The organism is Streptomyces lanatus (genome assembly GCF_014655715.1).
Taxonomy (GTDB): Bacteria; Actinomycetota; Actinomycetes; order Streptomycetales; family Streptomycetaceae; genus Streptomyces; species Streptomyces lanatus.
This window is the reverse complement of record NZ_BNBM01000002.1, coordinates 737,181-758,265: the sequence shown is the minus strand read 5'-3', so window position 1 is coordinate 758,265 and position 21,085 is coordinate 737,181. Positions and strand designations below refer to the sequence as shown.

Here is a 21,085-nt window from a genome sequence, read left to right as displayed (position 1 = left end):
CCGGTCGCGCCCACGCGGCGGAGCCGCATGTCGATACAGCCCCGCGCCCCTTGGGGCGATGCACAGCCGTAGGCAATAAAGAAGGCGCCCTGGCGGCGGTCCCCCCACGGGCCGACGTCCAGGGCGCCTTCCCATGTCCCGGTGCGGATTCCCCCCACGGGATCCGGCCGGGCGTCTGAGAGAGCAGCGCCTGAATCGCTGTCTTTCGGTGTTGCCGTTTGAGCAGAACGAGCAAAACTCTTCGTACTCATGTATGCGGTTGTGCTCTGTATGCGATCTGCCGGGACAGCGCACGGTCGGGAGGGCCGCTCAAAGCTTCCCGATGTACGTGCCCCGGCAACGCAACTCTGAGGAAGTCCCCCAAGACATCCTCAGATGCCAGTAAGCGCCCCCCAAGACGCTGCCTGACATCGTCAACTTAGACCTTCGAACCCCTTCGATGGTTACGTTCACATCACTGTGATCTGCGTCTCTTGCATATGTCCGTTAGATGCGCAAGAGCCCCGATATGGCGATCGGGACCCAAGCGTAAGGATGATGCGTGAGCCTTGTGAAGAGCTTATGTGAGCTGGGCGTCGGACTCCAGAGGGTCCTGGCGGGGTTCTTACTACGAATTCACCGGAACGTCCGCAGCCGCAGGCTGTTTGACACCACGAACACGGACGAGAAGGCCATCGCGGCGCCCGCGATCATCGGATTCAGCAACCCCGCCGCGGCCAGCGGCAACGCGGCGACGTTGTACCCGAAGGCCCACACGAGGTTGCCCTTGATCGTGGCCAGCGTCCGCCGGGACAGCCGGATGGCGTCCGCGGCCACCCGTAGATCGCCGCGCACCAGCGTCAGATCGCCCGCCTCGATCGCCGCGTCCGTCCCCGTCCCCATGGCGAGACCCAGATCGGCGGTGGCGAGCGCGGCCGCGTCGTTGACGCCGTCGCCGACCATGGCGACACACCGCCCCTCGCGCCGCAGCCGCCGTACGGCTTCGACCTTCTCCTCGGGCAGGACCTCCGCGATCACCTGATCGATACCGACCGCGTCCGCCACCGCCTCGGCGACCGTCCGGTTGTCCCCGGTCAGCAGCACCGGGGTGAGCCCCAGGGCGCGCAGCTCGCGCACCGCCTCGGCGCTGGTCTCCTTGACCGCGTCCGCGACGGCCACGACACCGCGCGCCGTTCCGTCCCACCCGACGACGACGGCCGTACGTCCGCCTCTCTCGGCCTCTTCCCGCGCGCGGGCGAGCTCGGGTGGCAGTGCGTCGAAGAGGCGCCCCACGGCCACGTCACGGCCCTCCACGCGCCCGCGTGCGCCACGCCCGGGGACGTTCTCGAACCCCTCGACCGGCGGAAGTGGTCCTCCCAGGCGCTCCTCGGCCCCGGCGGCGACCGCGCGGGCCACGGGGTGCTCGGAGGCGTGCTCCACGGCGCCCGCGAGCCGCAGCACCTGCTCCTCGTCGGCGCCCTCGGCGGCGTACACCTTCTGGAGGGTCATCCGGCCGGTCGTGACCGTGCCGGTCTTGTCCAGGACGACGGTGTCGATCCGGCGCGTGGACTCCAGCACCTCGGGACCCTTGATGAGGATGCCGAGCTGCGCGCCGCGGCCCGTGCCGACCATGAGGGCGGTGGGGGTGGCGAGGCCCAGCGCGCACGGGCAGGCGATGATCAGTACCGCGACGGCCGCGGTGAAGGCGGCGACCGTGTCGTCGGTGATGCCGAGCCAGGCGCCGAAGGTGGCGACCGCGAGCACGATGACCGCCGGTACGAAGACCGCGGAGATCCGGTCGGCGAGCCGCTGCACCTCGGCCTTGCCGTTCTGCGCGTCCTCGACGAGCCTCGCCATCCGCGCTAGCTGGGTGTCCGCGCCGACCCGCGTCGCCTCCACGACGAGCCGACCGCCCGCATTGACCGTGGCCCCGGTGACGGCGTCCCCTACGGTCACGTCCACCGGCACGGACTCGCCGGTCAGCATGGCCGCGTCCACGGCCGAGGAGCCCTCCACGACCGTGCCATCGGTGGCGATCTTCTCGCCGGGACGTACGACGAACCGGTCGCCGACGGCCAGTCGGGCGATGGGGATGCGGTGCTCGCGGCCGTCTCTCAGTACGGCGACGTCCTTGGCGCCCAGTTCCATGAGCGCGCGCAAGGCCGCACCCGCGCGGCGCTTGGAGCGGGCCTCCAGATAGCGGCCGAGGAGGATGAACGTGACGACACCGGAGGCCACTTCGAGGTAGATCTGCGAGGCGCTGTCCGCGCGGGAGACGGTGAACTCGAAGCCGTCGCGCATTCCGGTCATGCCCGCGTCACCGAGGAACAGTGCCCACAGCGACCAGCCGTACGCCGCCAGCGTGCCCATCGAGATCAGCGTGTCCATGGTGGCCGCGCCGTGCCGGGCGTTCGTGAACGCGGCCCGGTGGAAGGGCAGTCCGCCCCAGACGACGACCGGTGAGGCGAGGGTGAGCGCGAGCCATTGCCAGTTGTCGAACTGGAGGGCCGGGATCATCGACAGGGCGATGACGGGGATGGCGAGGAGGGCGGAGACGGTGAGGCGGTCGCGGAGGGCGCCGGATTCGGCGGGGGCTTCCGGGGCCTCCGGGGCTTCCGGGGTTTCGTTTGGAGTGGGTTCCGGGGGAGCGGGCTCCTCGGCCGTGTACCCGGTCTTCTCCACCACGGCGATCAGGTCGGCGACCTCGATGCCCGCGGGGTAGGTGACCTTCGCCTTCTCCGTCGCGTAGTTCACCGTGGCGGTCACGCCGTCCATGCGGTTGAGCTTCTTCTCGACGCGGGCCGCGCAGGACGCGCAGGTCATGCCGCCGATGAGAAGCTCCACCGCCTCGGGCGTCCCGGTCGCGGTGGCTATCGCTGGTTCGTCGGTGGTGCGGGTCATGGCCAGGTTCAGATCTTGCCGACCAGTTCGAAGCCGGCCTCGTCGACGGCCGCGCGGACGGCCTCCTCGTCGAGCGGGGCGGCGGAGACGACGGTGACCTCGCCGGTCGAGGCGACGGCCTTCACCGAGCTGACACCGGGGAGCTCGGAGATCTCGCCGGAGACGGCGCCCTCGCAGTGTCCGCAGCTCATACCGCTCACCTTGTAGACGGCGGTGGCGGAACCCTGGGTGTCGGTCTGGGCGGTCATGTGGTTCTCCTCGTCGAGGTGTGCGGGGCTGAGGGGACCCACGGGGCCCCTTCCCTTCAACGGTATACCCCTACGGGGTACTGCTCAAAGAGGGGTGGCCCCTGTCGGTACAGCACGGACGTTCGGTGGGTGCCGCGCCCTCGGCCGTGTCCTCGGCTGCGCCCTTGATCGCGTCCTTGATCACGTTCTCGATCGCGTCCTCGCCCGGGATGCGGGTGGGGCGCGGGCGGGAGACAGTGGGGCGCGGGGTTCCCCCGAAGCCGGGAGCTGATCCATGCACACCTATCGGTGCGGGCGCGTCATGCCGTGGTCCGGGGCGCGTCCGGATGGCCGAGTCCTTCGCCCACGAGCGGGTCCAGATAGCGGATCAGGGCGTTCTTCAGCTCCTGGACGTAGGCGTCGCGCTCCGCGCCCTCGTGCGCCAGGACCAGCTCCAGGCCCGCCTTGTACAGGCCCAGGCACATATGGGCGGTCCGGGCCAGGTCGGTCGGGTCGGCCGCGGGCAGGAACGACGAGAGCAGGCCCTCTATCCGGGACAGCAGGGTCGCGTGCAACGCGTCGTGCTCCTCGGCCATGCGGCCGGGGACGTCGGGGCCGTGCATCAGCGTGAAGAACACGGGGTGCTCGCAGTTGAAGGCGATGAACCGGTCCACGGCCGCGCCGACGGCCTCCTCCAGCGGGGTCGTGGGATCGACCGGGGCGAGCGCCTCGCCGTACATCTCGCGCAGTTCGTGCATGAGCCGGTCGGCGAGCTCGATGGCGATCGCTTCCTTGTTGGGGAAGAACTGGTACAGCGTGCCGGGCGAGACGCCTGCCTCGCGAGCGATGGCGTTGGTGCTCGCCGCTGTGTAGCCGGTGGTGGTGAAGACGGCGGCCGCGGCCTCCAGCAGCTGGGCGATACGGCGCTCGCCGCGGGCCTGCCGACGGCGCGGCTGCTCCTTCTCCGACGTCTCGGATGTCTCCGGCGTCTCCGGCGTCTCCGACTTCTCCGGCACGAGTTGTCCCCAGCTCTCCGAACGCGATTGACAAACGCGAGTGGTCGCTCGCATTCTTGAGAAACGCGAGCGATGTCTCGTGTTTGCCAGTCTATGGCAGTGACAGCTCCATGCCGCCTTGCGTGCGCGGCATGGATCAGGGTGAAGGGGACACCGCACAATGACCGAAGTCAACAGGCCACCCCGAGTCGGAGGCTGGACCCGCTTCGTGACGGCCCGGCCTCGGCTGTCGCTGCTCGTGGCCCTGGTGATCACCGCGCTCGCCGTGCTGGCCGGCAGCGGCGTCGCCGACCGGCTGGGCAGCGGCGGCTGGGAGGACCCGGACGCCGAATCGACCTATGCGACCAAGGCGCTGGAGCGTGAGTTCCCCGCCTCCCAGCCGAATCTCCTGCTCCTCGTGGACGCGGGCGACGCCTCGGTGGACGACCCCGCGGTCGCCGCGGAGGCACAGCGCCTCGTGACCCGGCTGGCCGATGAGAAGGGCGTCGTCGGCGTCGGCTCCTACTGGCAGACCAAGGCGCCGGCCCTGCGCGCCGAGGACGGCCATGAGGCGCTGATCGCCGCCCGGATCACCGGCGAGGAGAAGCGGATGGGGGAGACCCTGGACCGCATCGCGCCCGAGTTCCGGGGCGCCCACGGCCCGGTGGAGGTGAGCGTCGGCGGCCCGGTCGCGGTGCGGCACGAGATGCAGACGACCATCCAGGAGGACCTGCTGCGCGCCGAGGTGATCGCCCTGCCGGTCACGCTGGTGCTGCTGGTGATGGTCTTCGGCAGCGCCGTCGCGGCCCTGCTGCCGCTCGGTATCGGCATCGTCGCGATCCTCGGCACCAACGCGGTGCTGCGCGGCCTGACCGAGATCACCGATGTATCGGTCTTCGCGATGAACCTCACCACGGCCCTCGGCCTGGGCCTCGCCGTGGACTACGCCCTGTTCATCGTCCGCCGCTTCCGCGAGGAACTCGCCACCGGCGCCGTACCGTTGGCGGCGGTCGGCACCACCCTGCGCACGGCCGGCCGCACGGTCCTCTTCTCGGCCCTCACGGTGGCCGTGTCCCTAGCGGCGATGCTGCTCTTCCCGCAGTACTTCCTGCGGTCCTTCGCCTACGCCGGGATAGCGGTGGTCCTGCTGGCCGCCGCGGCCGCGCTGATCCTGCTCCCGGCGGCACTCATCCTGCTGGGCCACCGGGTGAACTCCCTGGACCTGCGCCGTCTGTTCCGACGCGGGCGGGGCTCCGATCAGGCCGCCGGCGAGTCGGAGGGCAGGGGAGCCTGGGCCCGCACCGCGAACCTCGTCATGCGCCGCGCCCCCTTCTTCGCCCTGGGCACCACCGCCGTCCTGGTCCTGCTCGGCCTGCCCTTCCTGGGCGTGAAGTTCGGCACCGCCGACGACCGTCAGCTGCCGTCGAGCGCCGAGTCCCATGTAGTGCAGCAGCACATCCGCGACGGCTTCCCGGGCAGCCCCGGCGGCGGCCTGGAGGTACTGGCCGAGGGCCGGGCGACACAGACGCAGTACGCCGACTACAAGGAGAAGATCGCCGCGCTCCCGGGGGCGGTCCGGGTCGACGGTCCGCTGGTGAAGGGCGAGTCCGCGTACTTCACGGTGCTGCCGAAGGGCGAGGCGGTGGACGACCCGGCCCAACGCCTGGTCGACGACCTGCGCGCGACCAAGGCACCCTTCGACACCAAGGTGACCGGCGCGGCGGCGGTCCTCGTCGACTCCAAGGACGCGATAGGCGAACGCCTGCCCCTGGCGGCCGCGTTCATCACGATCGTCACCCTGCTGCTGGTGTTCCTGCTCACGGGCAGCGTGTTGATCCCGATCCAGGCGGTGGTGCTCAACGCGCTCAGCCTGACGGCGATGTTCGGCGCGGTGGTCTGGGTCTTCCAGGACGGCCATCTGTCCGGCCTGCTCGGCTTCACCAGCCCAGGCTCCATCGAGACCACCCTCCCGGTGCTGATGTTCTGCGTCGCCTTCGGCCTGTCGATGGACTACGGCGTGTTCCTGCTGTCCCGCATCAAGGAGGAGTACGACGCGACGGGCGACCACGACCAGGCGGTCCGGCACGGGCTGCAGCGCACCGGCGGTCTGATCACCGCGGCCGCCGTGATCCTCGCGGTGGTGATGGTGGCGATAGGCACCTCCCGGGTCACCAACACCAAGATGCTCGGCCTGGGCATCGCCCTGGCGGTACTCATGGACGCGATGATCGTCCGCAGCCTCCTGGTGCCGGCGGTCATGCGCCTGACGGGGCGGGCGACCTGGTGGGCACCGGGACCGCTGCGACGGTTCCATGAGCGGTTCGGGGTGAGCGAGGGGGAGCAGCCGACGCAGGTTCTGACGGCGGAGCCGGAACGGGAGCGGGACAAGGTGAGCACACCGAGCTGACCTGGCTGCAACGCCCTTAAGGGGCGCGGGGCTGTATCAATATGCGGCTCCGCCGCGTTGGGCGCGACCAGCCACGATGGACTCGCAGACAACCGACGAGCCATCACGGCCGATCCGTGGAGCGCGTCGCGGCCGATAAGGAGACAGGGCATGCGGGCAGTGGTATTCGAGCGCTACGGAGAACCGGCCGAGATACGCGACGTACCCGACCCCCACCCCACCCCCCACGGAGTGACCGTACGAGTCGAGGCGACCGGCCTCTGCCGCAGTGACTGGCACGGCTGGCAGGGCCACGACCCCGACATCACTCTGCCGCATGTGCCGGGCCATGAACTCGCCGGTGTGGTCGAGGCGGTCGGCGACAGAGTGACCCGCTGGCACCCCGGCGACCGAGTCACCGTGCCGTTCGTGTGCGCCTGTGGCAGCTGCGCGGCGTGTGCGGCGGGCGACCAGCAGGTGTGCGAGCGGCAGACCCAGCCCGGCTTCACCCACTGGGGTTCCTTCGCCCAGTACGTGGCGCTGGACCACGCCGATGTGAACCTCGTGGCCGTGCCGGAGGAGATGTCGTTCGCGACGGCGGCGTCGCTGGGCTGCCGGTTCGCGACGGCGTTCCGGGCGGTGGTGCAGCAGGGCAGGGTGGCGGCGGGAGAGTGGGTCGCGGTGCACGGCTGCGGCGGGGTGGGCCTGTCGGCGGTGATGATCGCGGCGGCGTCGGGGGCGCGGGTCGTCGCGGTGGACGTCTCGCCTCAAGCGCTGGAGCTGGCACGGAAGTTCGGGGCGGCGCAGTGCGTGGACGCGTCGGACGTGCCCGACACGGCGGCGGCGATCCTGGACCTCACCGGCGGTGGCGCCCACCTCTCCTTGGACGCCCTTGGCTCACCGGTGACCTGCGCTGCCTCCGTCAACGGTCTGCGTCGCCGGGGCCGGCACATCCAGGTCGGGCTGCTGCCCTCGGAGTCCGGCACGACCCCGGTCCCGATGGCCCGCGCGATCGGCCTGGAGCTGGAGTTGCTGGGCAGCCACGGCATGGCGGCGCACAGCTACCCGGCGATGCTGGAGCTGGTGCGGGCCGGGGTGCTGCGGCCGGAGCTGCTGGTGACGCGGACGATCGGGTTGGACGCGGTACCGGCGGCGCTGGAGGCGATGGGGTCGGCGCCGGGGGTGGGGGTGACGGTCATCGAGCCGTGGAGCTGACGGCGGCGGTGTCGGGCCGGCCGCGGTGGGCGGCCCACTCGGGGGCGAGGATCGCCATCCGCACCTGGTCGATCCACTCGCCGGCCTGCCACACCGACTGCCGGTCGACACCCTCGGCGACGAAGCCGACCTTCTCGTAGGCGCGACGGGCACGGGAGTTGTAGGACAGGGCGTGCAACGAGACGCGGTGCAGGCCGAGTTGCTCGAAGGCGTGGCCGACGATCAGTCGGACGGACTCCGTGCCGAGCCCGCGGTCGCGGCCGTCGGGGCCGATCAGGATGCGGAAGCTGCAGCTGCGGTTGTCCTCGTCCCACTCGTTCAGGACGGCCTCGCCGACGAGTCGGCCGCTCGCCCGGTCCACGATGCCGAGGTCGAGCCGGTCGGTCTGGTCGTTCCGGCTGCCGTACCAGGCGCGGATCTGGTCCAGTCCGAGCTCGTCCTCCGGACTGCCGGTGAGCCGGATGACCTCGGGGTCGGACAGGATCCGCGCCATCACGGGGATGTCCTCCTCGGTGAAGGGACGCAGCAGGGCCCGCTCGCCGCGGAGCACGGGTTTCACGGAGAAGTCGCTCATGGAGCGACTGTGCCCCATGGCAAGGGTGGGGCACAGCCGGTTTTCCGGGAGGTCAGTCCGCTCTGCGACCCCGGTTGCCCGGCCGGGACGCCACCCAGGCCCGTACGGTGTCCGCGTACCAGAAGGGCTTGCCGCCCTCGACATGGTCGGGCGGCGGCAGCAGCCCGTGCTTGCGGTAGGACCGTACGGTGTCCGGCTGCACCTTGATGTGCGCGGCGATCTCCTTGTAGGACCAGAGCCTTCGGTCGGTCATCACTTGGCACCTCCCCGCGCGCGCCGCGGCGGCGACCGGGGGCTGGTCGTCGGGGGTACCGTGCGCTGCGCTGGCGATCACAAAGCCTGTGCTCGGTCAACGACGCGGAGTGAGCGGCGGACAGGGCCTGTGCACGGCGTGTGACGCAAGTCCCGCGTACATGGGACATGTGTGACGTGAAAGGTGCGCTTGTGACAGAGGTGACGCAAAGGCGCACGCGGGCGTAAGGGCGTGGCGCGTTGACAAACGCCGCCGCACATACGGCGGGCCGGACCCGCTGCGCCGGGCCCGGCCCGCCAGCTCCCCCGCCTGAGAGGCTCTACCGCCGGCGGCCACAGCTTGCATTCAGCCAAGCTCACGGGTCTTGGAAAAAAGCGCACTGCGGTCGGAAGCGAGTACGAGACTCGTCGCCTCACCGGTCAGACGGTCCGGGGCCGGAGTCCCGCCCGGTGCGGCGAGCGCGTGCCGTCGCGCCGCCGTGAACTCACGGGGCGTGCACCCGGTCATCGCCTTGAACTCCCCGCTGAGATGCGCCTGGTCATAGAACCCGCAGGCCGCCGCGGTCTCCGCCTGCCCCCGCCCCGACGCCAGCAGACTGCGCGCACGCTGCAACCGCAGCACCCGGGCCGCTGCCTTGGGCCCCAGCCCGATCTGCTCCCGGAAGCGGTTCTCCAGGTGCCGTACGCTCCACCCGACCTCCTCGGCGAGCCGCGGCACCGGCACCGAACCGCCCGTGCGCACCAGTTCGGCCCAGGCCCGCACCACCCGCGCCGAACAGGGCGTACCGGCGTCCGACCAGCGCGCGAACACATCGTCGAGCAGCCCGAACCGTTGCTCCCAGGAGGGCAACGCGGCCAGCGCACCGGCGAGTTCACCGACCCGCCGGGCACCCAGGGCATGCGGCAGCTCATCGGGATCGACGGTCCGGTCGGCCAGCTCGTACTGCGGAGTCCCGAACAGCGTGAACGCCGCCCACGGCATCAACAGCACCTCGATCCCGGCCATCCGCCCACTGTGCTCACCCACGGCAGGGGTGGTGGTCGGCCCGCAGTACACGGAGACCAGCGTGTCCGGGGCCCGCCCGGCCCGCGTGATCCGCACCGGCTCCCCGAACCCCAGCAACAGGGTCGAGGCCCCGATGGGCGCCTCCAGCCGCCGCCGGGGCCGAGCCAGGGCCAGCCGTATCCCGCGATAACTGATCACGCCGGGCCGCAGCCGGGCATGGGGCAGAGCCACGGCAATCTCCCAAGCCCCCGAGGGACCGCCCCCGGACCACAAGCGCACAGCTCTTGTCATCCCCCCATGCTGCAACCCCGCCAGGGGCGCGGGACAGTATCGATTTGCGGCTCCGCCGCGTGGGCGCGAGCAACCACAACCCGACCCGCACCCGCCTCCGAGACAGAACCCGGCAGACGACTGGGCGCACGGCTCTCCCCCGGAGGGCACGGCTCGTTCGAATGTCTGGACAAAACATTGACAGGCCTCCATCACCAGGGCTACAAAGCCGGAGAGACCAAGAGTCGCGACAAGGGAGACCGAGGGAAGCCGATGGCGTACGACCTGATCACCATGGGGCGGATCGGAGTGGACCTCTACCCCCTGCAGACCGGCGTCCCGCTGCCGCAGGTCACGTCCTTCGGCAAGTTCCTCGGCGGTTCGGCGACGAACGTCGCGGTCGCCGCCGCCCGGCTGGGACGGCGGACCGCGGTGATCACGCGCACCGGCGACGACCCCTTCGGCACCTACCTCCACGAGGCCCTCCAGGGCTTCGGCGTCGATGACCGCTGGGTCACCCCGGTCCCCGGCCTGCCCACCCCGGTCACCTTCTGCGAGGTCTTCCCGCCGGACGACTTCCCGCTGTACTTCTACCGGCAGCCCAAGGCCCCCGACCTGGAGATCGACGCCCATGAGCTCGACCTCGACGCCATCCGGGACGCCCGTATCTTCTGGGTCACCGGCACCGGTCTGAGCGAGGAGCCCAGCCGTACGGCGACGCTCGCGGCGCTGGCCCATCGCGCGAAGTCGGGTACGACGGTCTTCGACCTCGACTGGCGCCCCATGTTCTGGAAGGACCCGGCGCAGGCCCGCCCCTTCTATGCGGAGGCGCTCCGACACACCACCGTCGCCGTCGGCAACCTCGACGAGGTGGAGGTCGCGACCGGTGTACGCGAACCGCACGCCGCCGCCCGCGCACTCCTCGACGCCGGAGTCGAGGTCGCCGTCGTCAAGCAGGGCCCCAAGGGCGTCCTCGCCGTCAACAGCAAGGGCGACCAGGCCGAGGTCCCGCCGCTGCCCGTGAACGTCCTCAACGGCCTCGGCGCCGGTGACGCCTTCGGCGGCTCGCTCTGCCACGGGCTGCTGGAGGGCTGGGACCTGGAGAAGATCATGCGCCACGCCAACGCGGCCGGCGCCATCGTCGCCTCCCGCCTGGAGTGCTCCTCCGCGATGCCGACGCCGGCGGAGATCGAGGCGGCGATCGCGGCGGGGGCCGTCAAATGAGCGTCGACATCTCGGAACTGGTCCGCCTGCGCGCCCACCAGCCCGAAGCCGTCGCCGAGGCCGCCGCGCGGCGGACACGCCGCCCGCTTCTCAACGACAACGGCCGTCTGATGATCGTCGCCGCCGATCACCCCGCCCGAGGCGCGCTCGGCGTGGGTGACCGCAAGTTCGCCATGGCCAACCGTGCCGACCTGCTGGAACGCCTCTGCCTCGCGCTCAGCCGCCCCGGTGTCGACGGCGTCCTCGCCACCGCCGACATCCTCGACGACCTGCTGCTGCTCGGCGCGCTCGACGACAAGGTCGTCATGGGCTCGATGAACCGCGGTGGCCTGGCCGGGGCGTCCTTCGAGATGGACGACCGTTTCACCGGTCACCGCGCCGAGGACATCGAGCGGCTGCGTTTCGACGCGGGCAAGCTGCTCCTGCGTATCGACTACGACGACCCGGGCTCCCTCACCACGCTGGAGTCCACCGCCCGCGCCATCGATGACATGGCGGCCCGCCGGCTCCCCGTCTTCGTCGAGCCGTTCCTGTCCCGTCGCCTGGACGGCAAGGTGCGCAACGACCTGTCCGCCGAGGCCGTCACCAAGTCCATCGCCATCGCCTCCGGCCTCGGCGGCACCTCCGCCTACACCTGGCTCAAGCTCCCCGTCACCGAGAACCCCGACGACATGGCCGAGGTCATGCAGACCTCGACCCTTCCGGCCGTCCTCCTCGGCGGTGAGGTCGGCGACGACCAGGACGGGGCATATGAGAAGTGGCGGGGTGCGCTCCAGCTGCCGACCGTGCGCGGGCTGGTGGTGGGGCGGTCGTTGCTCTACCCGGCGGACGGGGATGTGGCCGCCGCCGTCGACACGGCCGTAGGACTGCTGTGAGGTTTCCATGACGACGAGCCGGACGTTCCGTCCCGGGGGACAACGAGGCGTCACCGCCTCGGGGTTCGGCGGTGCGGACGCGACCGGCACAGCACGGCGCTCCGAGTGGAGCGTCGGTGCCCAGATCGCCTCCGGCGCGGGTGGCCGCTTTGCTTTGGCAGGAGCGAAGTGCGAGCGAAGACTCCCCGCCCGCTACGGCCCCGCGCCGGAGGTCCTTGTCGAGCGGTACCGAACGGATCCGGCACTCGGCGCGTATTCCCCTTCCATCCGGCACACGAATTCCTGCCGGCATACGAATTCTTTCCGGCACACGTAGAAGGCACAGGGGGTTACCGATGACCTCAACGACGAGGCTCACGGTCGCACAGGCGCTCGTCCGCTTCCTGTCCGCCCAGTACAGCGAGCGCGACGGCGTACGGCACCGTCTGATCGGCGCCACCTGGGGCATCTTCGGCCACGGCAATGTCGCCGGGATCGGCCAGGCGCTCGTCGAGTACGGCGATGTCATGCCGTACCGCCAGGGCCGCAACGAGCAGGCGATGGTGCACGCGGCCGTCGGATATGCGAGGCAGTCCAACCGTCTCTCCACCCACGCCGTGACCACCTCCATCGGACCCGGCGCGACCAACCTCGTCACCGGCGCCGCCCTCGCCACCATCAACCACCTCCCTGTCCTGCTCCTCCCCGGCGACATCTTCGCCACCCGCCCCGCCGACCCGGTCCTCCAGCAGCTCGAAGTCCCGTACGCGGGCGATGTGTCGGTCAACGACTGTCTGCGTCCGGTGTCGAAGTACTTCGACCGGATCACGCGCCCGGAAGCCCTGATTCCGTCCGCACTCCAAGCCATGCGTGTCCTCACCGACCCCGTCGAGACCGGCGCCGTCACGCTCGCGCTGCCGCAGGACGTACAGGCCGAGGCGTACGACTGGCCGGACGAGCTCTTCGCCGAGCGCACCTGGGTGGTGCGCAGGCCCGGCGCCGACCCGACCGAACTCGCCGAGGCGGTACGGGCGATCCGCGCCGCCCGCCGTCCCCTCGTCGTCGCGGGCGGCGGCGTCCACCACAGCCGCGCCGAGGAGGCCCTCGCCGAGTTCGCGGCGGTCACCCGCATCCCGGTCGCCTCCACGCAGGCAGGCAAGGGCTCCCTGCGCCATGACCACCCGCAGGACGTCGGCGGCGTAGGCCACACCGGCACCGCCACCGCCGACGAACTCGCCCGCACCGCCGACCTGGTGATCGGCGTGGGGACGAGGTACACCGACTTCACCACCGCCTCCGGCACCCTCTTCGCGGGCGACGGCGTCCGCTTCCTCAACCTCAACATCGCGCCCTACGACGGCCACAAGCTCGCCGGGATGCCGCTCATCGCGGACGCCCGCAGCGGTCTGATCGAGCTCACCGCCGCCCTGGACATGCACGCCCACCGGGTCGCCGACAGCTACATCGCCGAGTACACCGAGGACAAGGAGCGCTGGGAGCAGCGCGTCGACGCCTGCTACGAGGCCGACGAACCCGACGTACGGCCGACGCAGCCGCAGGTGCTGGGCGCCCTGGACGCGCTCGTCGACGAGTCGGACGTGATCATCAACGCGGCCGGATCCCTCCCCGGTGACCTGCACAAACTGTGGCGGGCGCGCTCGCGCGACCAGTACCACCTGGAGTACGGCTACTCCTGCATGGGCTACGAGATCCCGGCCGCGATCGGCGTGAAGCTGGCCGCGCCCGAGCGCAACGTGTGGGCGCTGGTCGGGGACGGCACGTATCTGATGATGCCGACGGAGATCGTGACCGCCGTGCAGGAGGGCGTCGCGATCAAGGTGTTGCTGGTGCAGAACCATGGGTACGCGTCCATCGGCGGCCTGTCGGAGGAGGCGGGTGCCGAGCGCTACGGGACCGCATACCGCTACCGCGCGGACGACGGGACGTTCACCGGTGCCCCGCTCCCCGTCGACCTGGCCGCCAACGCCGCGAGCCTGGGTATGCGGGTGCTGAGGGCGAAGACCGTCAGCGATCTTCGTGAGGCGCTCGCCGAGGCCCGCGCGGCCGACACTCCCACATGTGTCTACGTCGAGACCCAAACGGCAGACACAGTGTCGGGCGCGCCGCCCGCACAGGCCTGGTGGGATGTTCCCGTGGCCGAGACCGCGACCCGAGCATCCGCGGTCAAGGCACGTGAGCTGTACGAACGGCACGTCTCGACCCGACGCCGCCATCTGTGAAGGAGTAACCGGTCATGACGAAGATCGTCAACCACTGGATCGGCGGCAAGACCGCCGAAGGCGCGTCGGGCTCGTACGGGCCGGTCACCGACCCGGCCACCGGCGCGGTCACCACGAAGGTCGCCTTCGCCTCCGTCGAGGAGGTGGACGCGGCGGTGGCGGCGGCCAAGGAGGCGTACCTGACCTGGGGCCAGTCCTCGCTGGCCCAGCGCACGTCCATCCTGTTCAAGTTCCGCGCCCTGCTGGACGCCAACCGGGACGCCATCGCCGAGCTGATCACCGCCGAGCACGGCAAGGTGCACTCCGACGCCCTCGGCGAGGTCGCGCGCGGCCTGGAGATCGTCGACCTGGCCTGTGGCATCAATGTGCAGCTGAAGGGCGAGCTGTCGACGCAGGTCGCGAGCCGCGTCGACGTGTCGTCCATCCGGCAGCCGCTGGGCGTGGTCGCGGGCATCACGCCGTTCAACTTCCCGGCGATGGTGCCGATGTGGATGTTCCCGATGGCCATCGCGTGCGGGAACACGTTCGTGCTGAAGCCGAGCGAGAAGGACCCGTCGGCGTCCATCAAGATCGCCGAGCTGCTGGCCGAGGCCGGCCTCCCGGACGGCGTCTTCAACGTCGTCCACGGCGACAAGGTGGCCGTCGACCGCCTCCTGGAGCACCCCGACGTCAAGGCGGTCTCCTTCGTCGGCTCGACGCCGATCGCCCGCTACATCCACACCACCGCCGCCGCCAACCACAAGCGCGTCCAGGCCCTCGGCGGCGCCAAGAACCACATGCTGGTCCTGCCCGACGCCGACCTGGACGCGGCGGCGGACGCGGCCGTGAGCGCCGCCTACGGCTCCGCGGGCGAGCGCTGCATGGCCATCTCCGCGGTCGTCGCCGTCGGCTCGATCGGCGACGAGCTGGTGGAGAAGATCCGCGAACGCGCCGAGAAGATCAAGATCGGCCCCGGCAACGACCCGACGTCCGAGATGGGCCCGCTGATCACGGCCGTGCACCGCGACAAGGTGGCGTCGTACGTGGCCGGCGCGGCGGCAGAGGGCTGCGAGGTCGTCCTCGACGGCACCGGCTACACCGTCGACGGCTACGAGGACGGCCACTGGATCGGCATCTCGCTCCTCGACAAGGTGCCGACCAGCGCCAAGGCCTACCAGGACGAGATCTTCGGTCCCGTGCTGTGCGTGCTGCGCGCCGAGACGTACGAGGACGGCGTGGCCCTCATCAACAGCTCGCCGTTCGGCAACGGCACCGCGATCTTCACCCGGGACGGCGGCGCCGCCCGCCGCTTCCAGCTGGAGATCGAGGCAGGCATGGTCGGCGTGAACGTCCCGATCCCGGTCCCCGTCGGCTACCACAGCTTCGGCGGCTGGAAGGACTCCCTCTTCGGCGACCACCACATCTACGGCAACGACGGCACGCACTTCTACACCCGCGGCAAGGTCGTCACCACCCGCTGGCCGGACCCGGCCGACGCCCCGTCCGGGGTCGACCTGGGCTTCCCGCGCAACCACTGACGAGTGGCATGAGGGGCCGTCCGCATCGCGGACGGCCCCATTTTTTTGCGGCCCCGAGCTGCGATTCCCGCACGCGTGTCAGGCCCCCGTATACGGCCTTGATACGACGTTAACGCGCGCCGCGAGCGGTGATCGCCACGAATTCCGTAGGTGAACACCCATTGACGCGATGGTTTCCGTCGATGTTGCATCCCCCTCGTGACCGACACCCTCACCCCCGTCGAGGGCGCCGCAGTCGAGGCGTCGGACGGCCCCCAGAAGCTCAAGCGCTCCATCGGCGTGGTCGGCGGCACCCTGCTCACTCTGTCCTGCGTGACCCCCGCCTCCACCCTGTTCGTGGTCGTCCCCGACCTGTTCGGCTCGCTCGGCACCGCCACCGCCCTGACGATCGCCATCGGCTCCCTGCTCTGCATCGCCGTGGCGTTCTGCTACTCGGAGCTGGGCACCCTCATCCCCAGCGCGGGCGGCGAGTACGCGATGGTCTCCACGCTGGCCGGACGGCTGGCGGGCTGGCTCGTCTTCGTCCTTTCTCTCCTGGTCGTCATGGTCGTCCCGCCGGTGATCGCGATGGGCACCGCCGACTACCTCGCCCCGATCGTCCACCTCGACCCCGCCATGACCGGCGCCGGCGTCATGCTCCTCGCCACCCTCGCCGGTCTGCTGGACCTGCGCGCCAACGCCTGGATCACCGGTGTCTTCCTGGTCCTGGAGGTCATCGCAGCGGCCGTCGTGGCGGTGCTGGGCTTCGCCCACGCCGAGCGCGGCCCGGGGAGCCTGGTCTCGATGGAGGTGGCCGGCGCGGACGGCGGTACGGACACGGTGACGGCGCTGCTGATCGTGTCCGGCCTCGCCATCGCCCTCTTCGTCACCCAGGGCTTCTCCACGGCCGTCTACCTCTCCGAGGAACTGGAGAACCCACGCCGCAACGTCGCCCGCACGGTCCTCGCCACCCTCGCCATCTCGGCGGTGATCATCCTCGTTCCCGTCATCGCGATCACGCTCGGCGCATCGGACATCGAGGCACTCACCGCCGGTGATCTGAGCACCATGGTCACCGCCTGGTCCAACTCCGCCGTAGGCACCTTCGTCAGCCTCTGCGTGGCCCTCGCGATCATCAACGCGGGCATCGTCATGGTCATCCAGAACTCCCGCGTCCTCTTCGCCTCCGCCCGCGACAAGGCCTGGCCGACACCCGTCAACAACGTCCTCGCCAAGCTGGGCCGCTTCGGCTCCCCGTGGGTCGCGACCCTCGCGGTGGGCGTACCGGGGGCGGCCCTGTGCTTCGTCAATCTGGACACGCTGTACGGCGTGACGGGGGTGTCGGTGACGGGGATGTACCTGCTGGTGGCGGTGGCAGCGCTGTTCGCAAGGCGCGGCACCCACAGGCACACCCGCGCCTGGCGCATGCCCCTGTGGCCCGCGATGCCGGTCCTGCTGATCGTGGTCCTGGTGTACATCCTGAGCCAGCAGGAGACGAGTTATCTGCTGTGGACGGGCGGTATTACGGGGGTAGCCACCCTGTATTGGGCGCTGTATCTCCGGCCGCGAAGGGAGACGCGCTGGCTGGTCACAATCCCGGTCGATGAAACCCCCTAAGGGGCGCGGGGCTGTATCAATTTGCGGCTCCGCCGCGCGGGCGCGATCAACCACAACGAACCCGCACCCGGCAGCCCACAGAACCCCCCGAGCTCAACCCCGCCGTACCACGAACGCGGTAGACAAACCCCCCGCCGTACCCCCCTGGAAGGTCCCCCGATTCAGCCCCCGGTCGATAACTGACCGACAGCTTCGCCCCGTACCGTTGAACCATGGATCTTCGACTGCCCGCATTGCTGCGAGGGCGAGTGAAGAGGCCGCGCCGGTGGATCGCCGCCGCGGCCTCCGTCGTCGTCCTCGCCGGTGCCGGGACATGGACGGCCGTCGCCGGCGAGGACGCGCCGCAGATACGCCGTACGGACCGGGTCATGGACATGGGAGACGGGGTAAGAATCGACACCTCGTACTTCACGTCGGCCACGAACGGAGCCCGCCCCGCCGTCCTCCTCGCGCACGGCTTCGGCGGCAGCAAGGACGACGTACGGGAGCAGGCCCAGGACCTCGCCGGAGACGGCTACGCGGTGCTGACCTGGTCGGCCCGCGGCTTCGGGAAGTCCACCGGCGAGGTCGGCCTGAACGACCCGAAGGGCGAGGTCGCCGACGTGTCGAAGCTGCTCGACTGGCTGGCGAAGCAGCCACAGGTCGAGCTGGACAAGACCGGCGACCCGCGCGTCGGCATGGCGGGCGGCTCCTACGGCGGTGCGATCTCCCTCCTGGCCGCCGGATACGACGACCGTGTGGACGCCATCGCCCCGGCGATCACCTACTGGAACCTCGCGGACGCGCTGTTCCCGAACGGTGTCTTCAAGAAGCTTTGGGCGGGCATCTTCGTCAACTCGGCCGGCGGCTGCGAGAAGTTCGAGAAGCAGATCTGCGCGATGTACGACCGGGTCGCCGAGTCCGGCGTCCCGGACGCACAGGCGCGCAAGATGCTGGAGGAGCGGTCGCCGTCGGCCGTGGGCGACCGTATCAAGGTCCCCACCCTCCTCATGCAGGGCCAGTCCGACTCCCTCTTCCCGCTCGGCCAGGCCGACCAGGCAGCCAAGGCGATCAAGGCCAACGGCGCCCCCGTCGACGTCGACTGGATCTCCGGCGGCCATGACGGCGGCGACATGGAGACGGGCCGTATCCAGGGGCGTGTGAAGTCCTGGTTCGACCGGTATCTGAAGGACGACAAGGGCGCCGACACCGGTCCCGCCTTCCGGGTCACCCGTACCGGAGGCGTCGACTCCACCGACGGCCAGGCCCTGCTGCGGGGCGCGAGCGCGGACACCTACCCGGGCCTGGAGAGCGGCCCGAAGGCCTTCCGCCTCACCGGCCGCGAGCAGAGCTTCGCCAACCCGGCCGGCGCCAGCCCGCCCGCCGTCTCGGCGCTGCCCGGACTCGGCGGCTCCGGCGGACTCGCCCAGCTGTCCTCGCTGGGCGTCGGGGTGTCCCTGGACTTCCCGGGCCAGTTCGCCGCCTTCGAATCGGCGCCGGTCACCGGCAATCTGCACATCACCGGCTCCCCGAAGGCGACCGTGCACGTCAGGTCGACCAGCGAGGACGCGGTCCTCTTCGCCAAGGTCTACGACGTCGGCCCCGACGGCCGCCAGCAGGTGCTGCCGTCGCAGCTGGTCACGCCCCTGCGCGTCGAGGGCGCCAAGGCCGGCAAGGACGTGACGCTCACGCTCCCCGCCATCGACCATGACATCGAGAGCGGCCACCGGCTGCGCCTGGTCGTCTCCTCCACGGACCTCGGCTATGCCTCGCCGGTCTCCCCGGCGACGTACACCGTCTCCCTCAAGGGCGATCTGACGGTCCCCACGGCCCCCGGCGTCGGTACCGCCGTCGCCCCGCTCCCGTCGTGGGTGTGGTGGCTCCCGATCGTCGGCGCCGGTATCGCTCTCGCCCTGCTGCTGACGGCCCGCCGCCGCACCGCCACCCCCGCGCCCGATCCCGAGCAGGCCGAAGTCCCGCTCCAGATCACGGACTTGAGCAAGCGGTACGCGGGCTCGCAGGACCGGTACGCGGTACGGGACCTGTCCTTCCGCGTGGAGAAGGGCCAGGTCCTGGGTCTGCTCGGCCCGAACGGCGCGGGCAAGACCACGACCCTCCGCATGCTGATGGGCCTGATCAAGCCGGACGCCGGTGAGATCCGGGTCTTCGGTCACGCGATCCGCCCCGGCGCCCCCGTCCTCTCCCGCGTCGGCGCCTTCGTGGAGGGCGCGGGCTTCCTGCCGCACCTCTCCGGCCGGGAGAACCTGGAGCTGTACTGGCAGGCCACCGGCCGCCCGCCCGAGGACGCCCACCTCGACGAGGCCCTGGAGATCGCCGGCCTCGGCGACGCACTGGCCCGCGCGGTACGGACGTACTCCCAGGGCATGCGCCAGCGCCTCGCCATCGCCCAGGCCATGCTCGGCCTGCCTGACCTGCTCATCCTCGACGAACCGACCAACGGCCTCGACCCGCCACAGATCCGCGAGATGCGCCAGGTGATGATCCGCTACGCGGCGGCCGGCCGCACCGTGATCGTCTCCAGCCATCTCCTCGCGGAGGTCGAGCAGTCCTGCACCCACCTCGTGGTGATGGACCGCGGCCGCCTCGTGCAGGCGGGCCCGGTCGCCGAGATCATCGGCTCCGGTGACACGCTGCTGGTCGGCACGGCCGTACCGGTCGAGGAGCCGGTCGTGGAGAAGGTGGCGGCGCTGCCCGGCATCGCCTCGGCGATCGGCACCGAGGAGGGACTGCTCGTCCGCCTCGACCCCGACGGCAGCGCACAGCGCCTGGTCGCCGAACTCGTCCGCCTCGAAGTGCCCGTCCAGTCGGTCGGCCCGCACCGCCGTCTGGAAGACGCCTTCCTCACCCTGATCGGAGGCTCCGCATGAGCACGCTCACCGAGCCCACCGAGGTCGCCTCCGGCTACCGGGCGGGCCGTACGCTGCCCCTCCGGGTCGAGCTGGCCCGCCAGCTCAAGCGCCGCCGCACGCTGGTGATGTTCGGCATCCTGGCCGTCCTCCCCTTCGTCCTGGTCGCGGCTTTCGCGATCGGTGGCGAGCCGGACGCCGGCGGCGACCGCATCACCCTGATGGACACGGCCACGGCGTCCGGCGCCAATTTCGCCGCCGTGAACCTGTTCGTCTCCGCGGGCTTCCTGCTGGTCATCCCCGTCGCCCTGTTCTGCGGGGACACGGTGGCGTCGGAGGCCAGCTGGTCCTCCCTGCGCTATCTGCTGGCGGCACCCGTGCCCCGGGCGCGCCTGCTGTGGTCCAAGCTCGTGGTGGCCCTGAGCCTCAGCCTGGCCGCGATGGTCCTGCTGCCCGTCGTCGCGCTGGCGGTCGGCACGGCGGCGTACGGCTGGGGCCCGCTCCAGATCCCCACCGGCGGCTCGCTCGCCACAGGGACGGCGGCGCAGCGGCTGCTGGTGGTCGTGGCGTACATCTTCGTGTCCCAACTGGTCACCGCGGGCCTGGCGTTCTGGCTCTCGACCAAGACGGACGCCCCGCTCGGCGCGGTCGGCGGCGCGGTCGGCCTGACCATCGTCGGGAACGTCCTCGACGCGGTGACGGCGCTCGGCGACTGGCGCCATTTCCTGCCCGCGCACTGGCAGTTCGCCTGGGCGGACGCCGTACAGCCCAATGCCGAGTGGTCGGGCATGATCCAGGGCACGGCGGTTTCCATAACGTACGCACTTGTGCTGTTCGCGCTGGCCTTCCGGGGTTTCGCGCGCAAGGACGTGGTGTCGTAGGTCACCGGAAGATCACCTACCGGTCTCGGGAACCGGCCACCGTGGCTGCTTCGAGACCCATCCGCAACGCTTTGTAGCGCACGTTCCGGCCCCCTGGCCCGTCACAGTCACAGAAAGCCGAC

General features: G+C 70.7%; 15 protein-coding genes and 1 pseudogene. 10 read left to right on the top strand and 6 right to left on the bottom strand.

All coding sequences use genetic code 11. From position 1 onward, the window contains the following. Window positions 1-615: 615 nt before the first annotated feature. From IE325_RS08495 to IE325_RS08485, 3 genes are all read right to left on the bottom strand, one after another. Window positions 616-2,880, bottom strand: coding sequence for a heavy metal translocating P-type ATPase (locus IE325_RS08495; protein ID WP_190069097.1), 2,265 nt, complete (start codon window positions 2,878-2,880; stop codon window positions 616-618). Window positions 2,881-2,888: 8 nt separating this feature from the next. Continuing rightward, on the bottom strand, window positions 2,889-3,128 hold the full coding sequence (locus tag IE325_RS08490) for a heavy-metal-associated domain-containing protein (protein WP_190069096.1): 240 nt from the start codon (window positions 3,126-3,128) through the stop codon (window positions 2,889-2,891). A 299-nt stretch (window positions 3,129-3,427) separates the two neighbouring features. Further along, a complete protein-coding gene (locus tag IE325_RS08485; RefSeq protein ID WP_190069095.1) occupies window positions 3,428-4,123 on the bottom strand; it encodes a TetR/AcrR family transcriptional regulator in 696 nt (231 codons plus the stop codon). Window positions 4,124-4,283: 160 nt separating this feature from the next. Between IE325_RS08485 and IE325_RS08480 the strand changes: the two genes are divergently transcribed. Then, complete coding sequence (locus tag IE325_RS08480) at window positions 4,284-6,509, top strand: MMPL family transporter (RefSeq protein WP_190069094.1); 2,226 nt, start codon at window positions 4,284-4,286, stop codon at window positions 6,507-6,509. 150 nt (window positions 6,510-6,659) lie between these two features. Then, a complete protein-coding gene (locus IE325_RS08475) occupies window positions 6,660-7,703 on the top strand; it encodes a zinc-dependent alcohol dehydrogenase family protein (protein WP_190069093.1) in 1,044 nt (347 codons plus the stop codon). On the opposite strand, the gene IE325_RS08470 is transcribed toward IE325_RS08475, so the two are convergent. The 3 genes from IE325_RS08470 to IE325_RS08460 form a co-directional block, all read right to left on the bottom strand. Further along, complete coding sequence (locus IE325_RS08470) at window positions 7,684-8,277, bottom strand: GNAT family N-acetyltransferase (protein ID WP_190069092.1); 594 nt, start codon at window positions 8,275-8,277, stop codon at window positions 7,684-7,686. The two genes, IE325_RS08475 and IE325_RS08470, sit on opposite strands and share 20 nt — an antisense overlap. 52 nt (window positions 8,278-8,329) lie before the next feature. Further along, a complete protein-coding gene (locus IE325_RS08465) occupies window positions 8,330-8,530 on the bottom strand; it encodes a helix-turn-helix transcriptional regulator (RefSeq protein ID WP_190069091.1) in 201 nt (66 codons plus the stop codon). A 345-nt stretch (window positions 8,531-8,875) separates the two neighbouring features. Beyond that, window positions 8,876-9,703: a helix-turn-helix transcriptional regulator gene (locus IE325_RS08460; protein WP_229911726.1), complete on the bottom strand. Its 828-nt coding sequence runs from the start codon at window positions 9,701-9,703 to the stop codon at window positions 8,876-8,878. A gap of 375 nt (window positions 9,704-10,078) precedes the next feature. Here IE325_RS08460 and iolC point away from each other — a divergent pair, with 375 nt between their 5' ends. The 8 genes and pseudogenes from iolC to IE325_RS08425 all read left to right on the top strand — a co-directional run bounded on the left by iolC (window position 10,079) and on the right by IE325_RS08425 (window position 20,963). Beyond that, a complete protein-coding gene (iolC, locus tag IE325_RS08455) occupies window positions 10,079-11,029 on the top strand; it encodes a 5-dehydro-2-deoxygluconokinase (RefSeq protein ID WP_190069089.1) in 951 nt (316 codons plus the stop codon). After that, on the top strand, window positions 11,026-11,904 hold the full coding sequence (locus tag IE325_RS08450; protein WP_190069088.1) for a Cgl0159 family (beta/alpha)8-fold protein: 879 nt from the start codon (window positions 11,026-11,028) through the stop codon (window positions 11,902-11,904). Before iolC ends, IE325_RS08450 begins: the two co-directional genes overlap by 4 nt. Before the next feature lie 118 nt (window positions 11,905-12,022). Beyond that, window positions 12,023-12,127, top strand: a pseudogene (locus IE325_RS46990) (5-deoxy-glucuronate isomerase); the annotation flags it as partial. Between the two features lie 112 nt (window positions 12,128-12,239). Then, window positions 12,240-14,123 carry a 3D-(3,5/4)-trihydroxycyclohexane-1,2-dione acylhydrolase (decyclizing) gene (gene iolD / locus IE325_RS08445; RefSeq protein ID WP_190069087.1) on the top strand — a complete coding sequence of 628 codons (1,884 nt, stop codon included), beginning with the start codon at window positions 12,240-12,242 and terminating at the stop codon, window positions 14,121-14,123. A 14-nt stretch (window positions 14,124-14,137) separates the two neighbouring features. Beyond that, window positions 14,138-15,640, top strand: a complete 1,503-nt coding sequence (mmsA, locus tag IE325_RS08440; protein WP_190069086.1) for a CoA-acylating methylmalonate-semialdehyde dehydrogenase — start codon at window positions 14,138-14,140, stop codon at window positions 15,638-15,640. A 198-nt stretch (window positions 15,641-15,838) separates the two neighbouring features. Further along, the gene (locus IE325_RS08435; RefSeq protein WP_190069085.1) at window positions 15,839-17,236 is read left to right on the top strand and encodes an APC family permease; all 1,398 of its coding nucleotides are present in this window, start codon (window positions 15,839-15,841) and stop codon (window positions 17,234-17,236) included. Between the two features lie 212 nt (window positions 17,237-17,448). Beyond that, window positions 17,449-20,103: a CocE/NonD family hydrolase gene (locus IE325_RS08430; RefSeq protein ID WP_190069084.1), complete on the top strand. Its 2,655-nt coding sequence runs from the start codon at window positions 17,449-17,451 to the stop codon at window positions 20,101-20,103. Then, on the top strand, window positions 20,100-20,963 hold the full coding sequence (locus IE325_RS08425) for an ABC transporter permease (protein WP_190069083.1): 864 nt from the start codon (window positions 20,100-20,102) through the stop codon (window positions 20,961-20,963). The genes IE325_RS08430 and IE325_RS08425 overlap by 4 nt, the downstream gene beginning before the upstream one ends. The last annotated feature ends 122 nt before the right edge of the window (window positions 20,964-21,085 follow it).

What these genes read in the sequence shown, in the direction of transcription:
- IE325_RS08480 (WP_190069094.1), top strand. Translation starts at nt 4,284, where the DNA reads ATGACCGAAGTCAACAGGCCACCCCGAGTCGGAGGCTGGACCCGCTTC.
- IE325_RS08425 (WP_190069083.1), top strand. Translation starts at nt 20,100, where the DNA reads ATGAGCACGCTCACCGAGCCCACCGAGGTCGCCTCCGGCTACCGGGCG.
- IE325_RS08475 (WP_190069093.1), top strand. Translation starts at nt 6,660, where the DNA reads ATGCGGGCAGTGGTATTCGAGCGCTACGGAGAACCGGCCGAGATACGC.
- IE325_RS08450 (WP_190069088.1), top strand. Translation starts at nt 11,026, where the DNA reads ATGAGCGTCGACATCTCGGAACTGGTCCGCCTGCGCGCCCACCAGCCC.
- IE325_RS08495 (WP_190069097.1), bottom strand. Translation starts at nt 2,880, where the DNA reads ATGACCCGCACCACCGACGAACCAGCGATAGCCACCGCGACCGGGACG.
- mmsA (WP_190069086.1), top strand. Translation starts at nt 14,138, where the DNA reads ATGACGAAGATCGTCAACCACTGGATCGGCGGCAAGACCGCCGAAGGC.
- IE325_RS08465 (WP_190069091.1), bottom strand. Translation starts at nt 8,530, where the DNA reads ATGACCGACCGAAGGCTCTGGTCCTACAAGGAGATCGCCGCGCACATC.
- IE325_RS08470 (WP_190069092.1), bottom strand. Translation starts at nt 8,277, where the DNA reads ATGAGCGACTTCTCCGTGAAACCCGTGCTCCGCGGCGAGCGGGCCCTG.
- IE325_RS08430 (WP_190069084.1), top strand. Translation starts at nt 17,449, where the DNA reads ATGGATCTTCGACTGCCCGCATTGCTGCGAGGGCGAGTGAAGAGGCCG.
- iolD (WP_190069087.1), top strand. Translation starts at nt 12,240, where the DNA reads ATGACCTCAACGACGAGGCTCACGGTCGCACAGGCGCTCGTCCGCTTC.
- IE325_RS08490 (WP_190069096.1), bottom strand. Translation starts at nt 3,128, where the DNA reads ATGACCGCCCAGACCGACACCCAGGGTTCCGCCACCGCCGTCTACAAG.
- iolC (WP_190069089.1), top strand. Translation starts at nt 10,079, where the DNA reads ATGGCGTACGACCTGATCACCATGGGGCGGATCGGAGTGGACCTCTAC.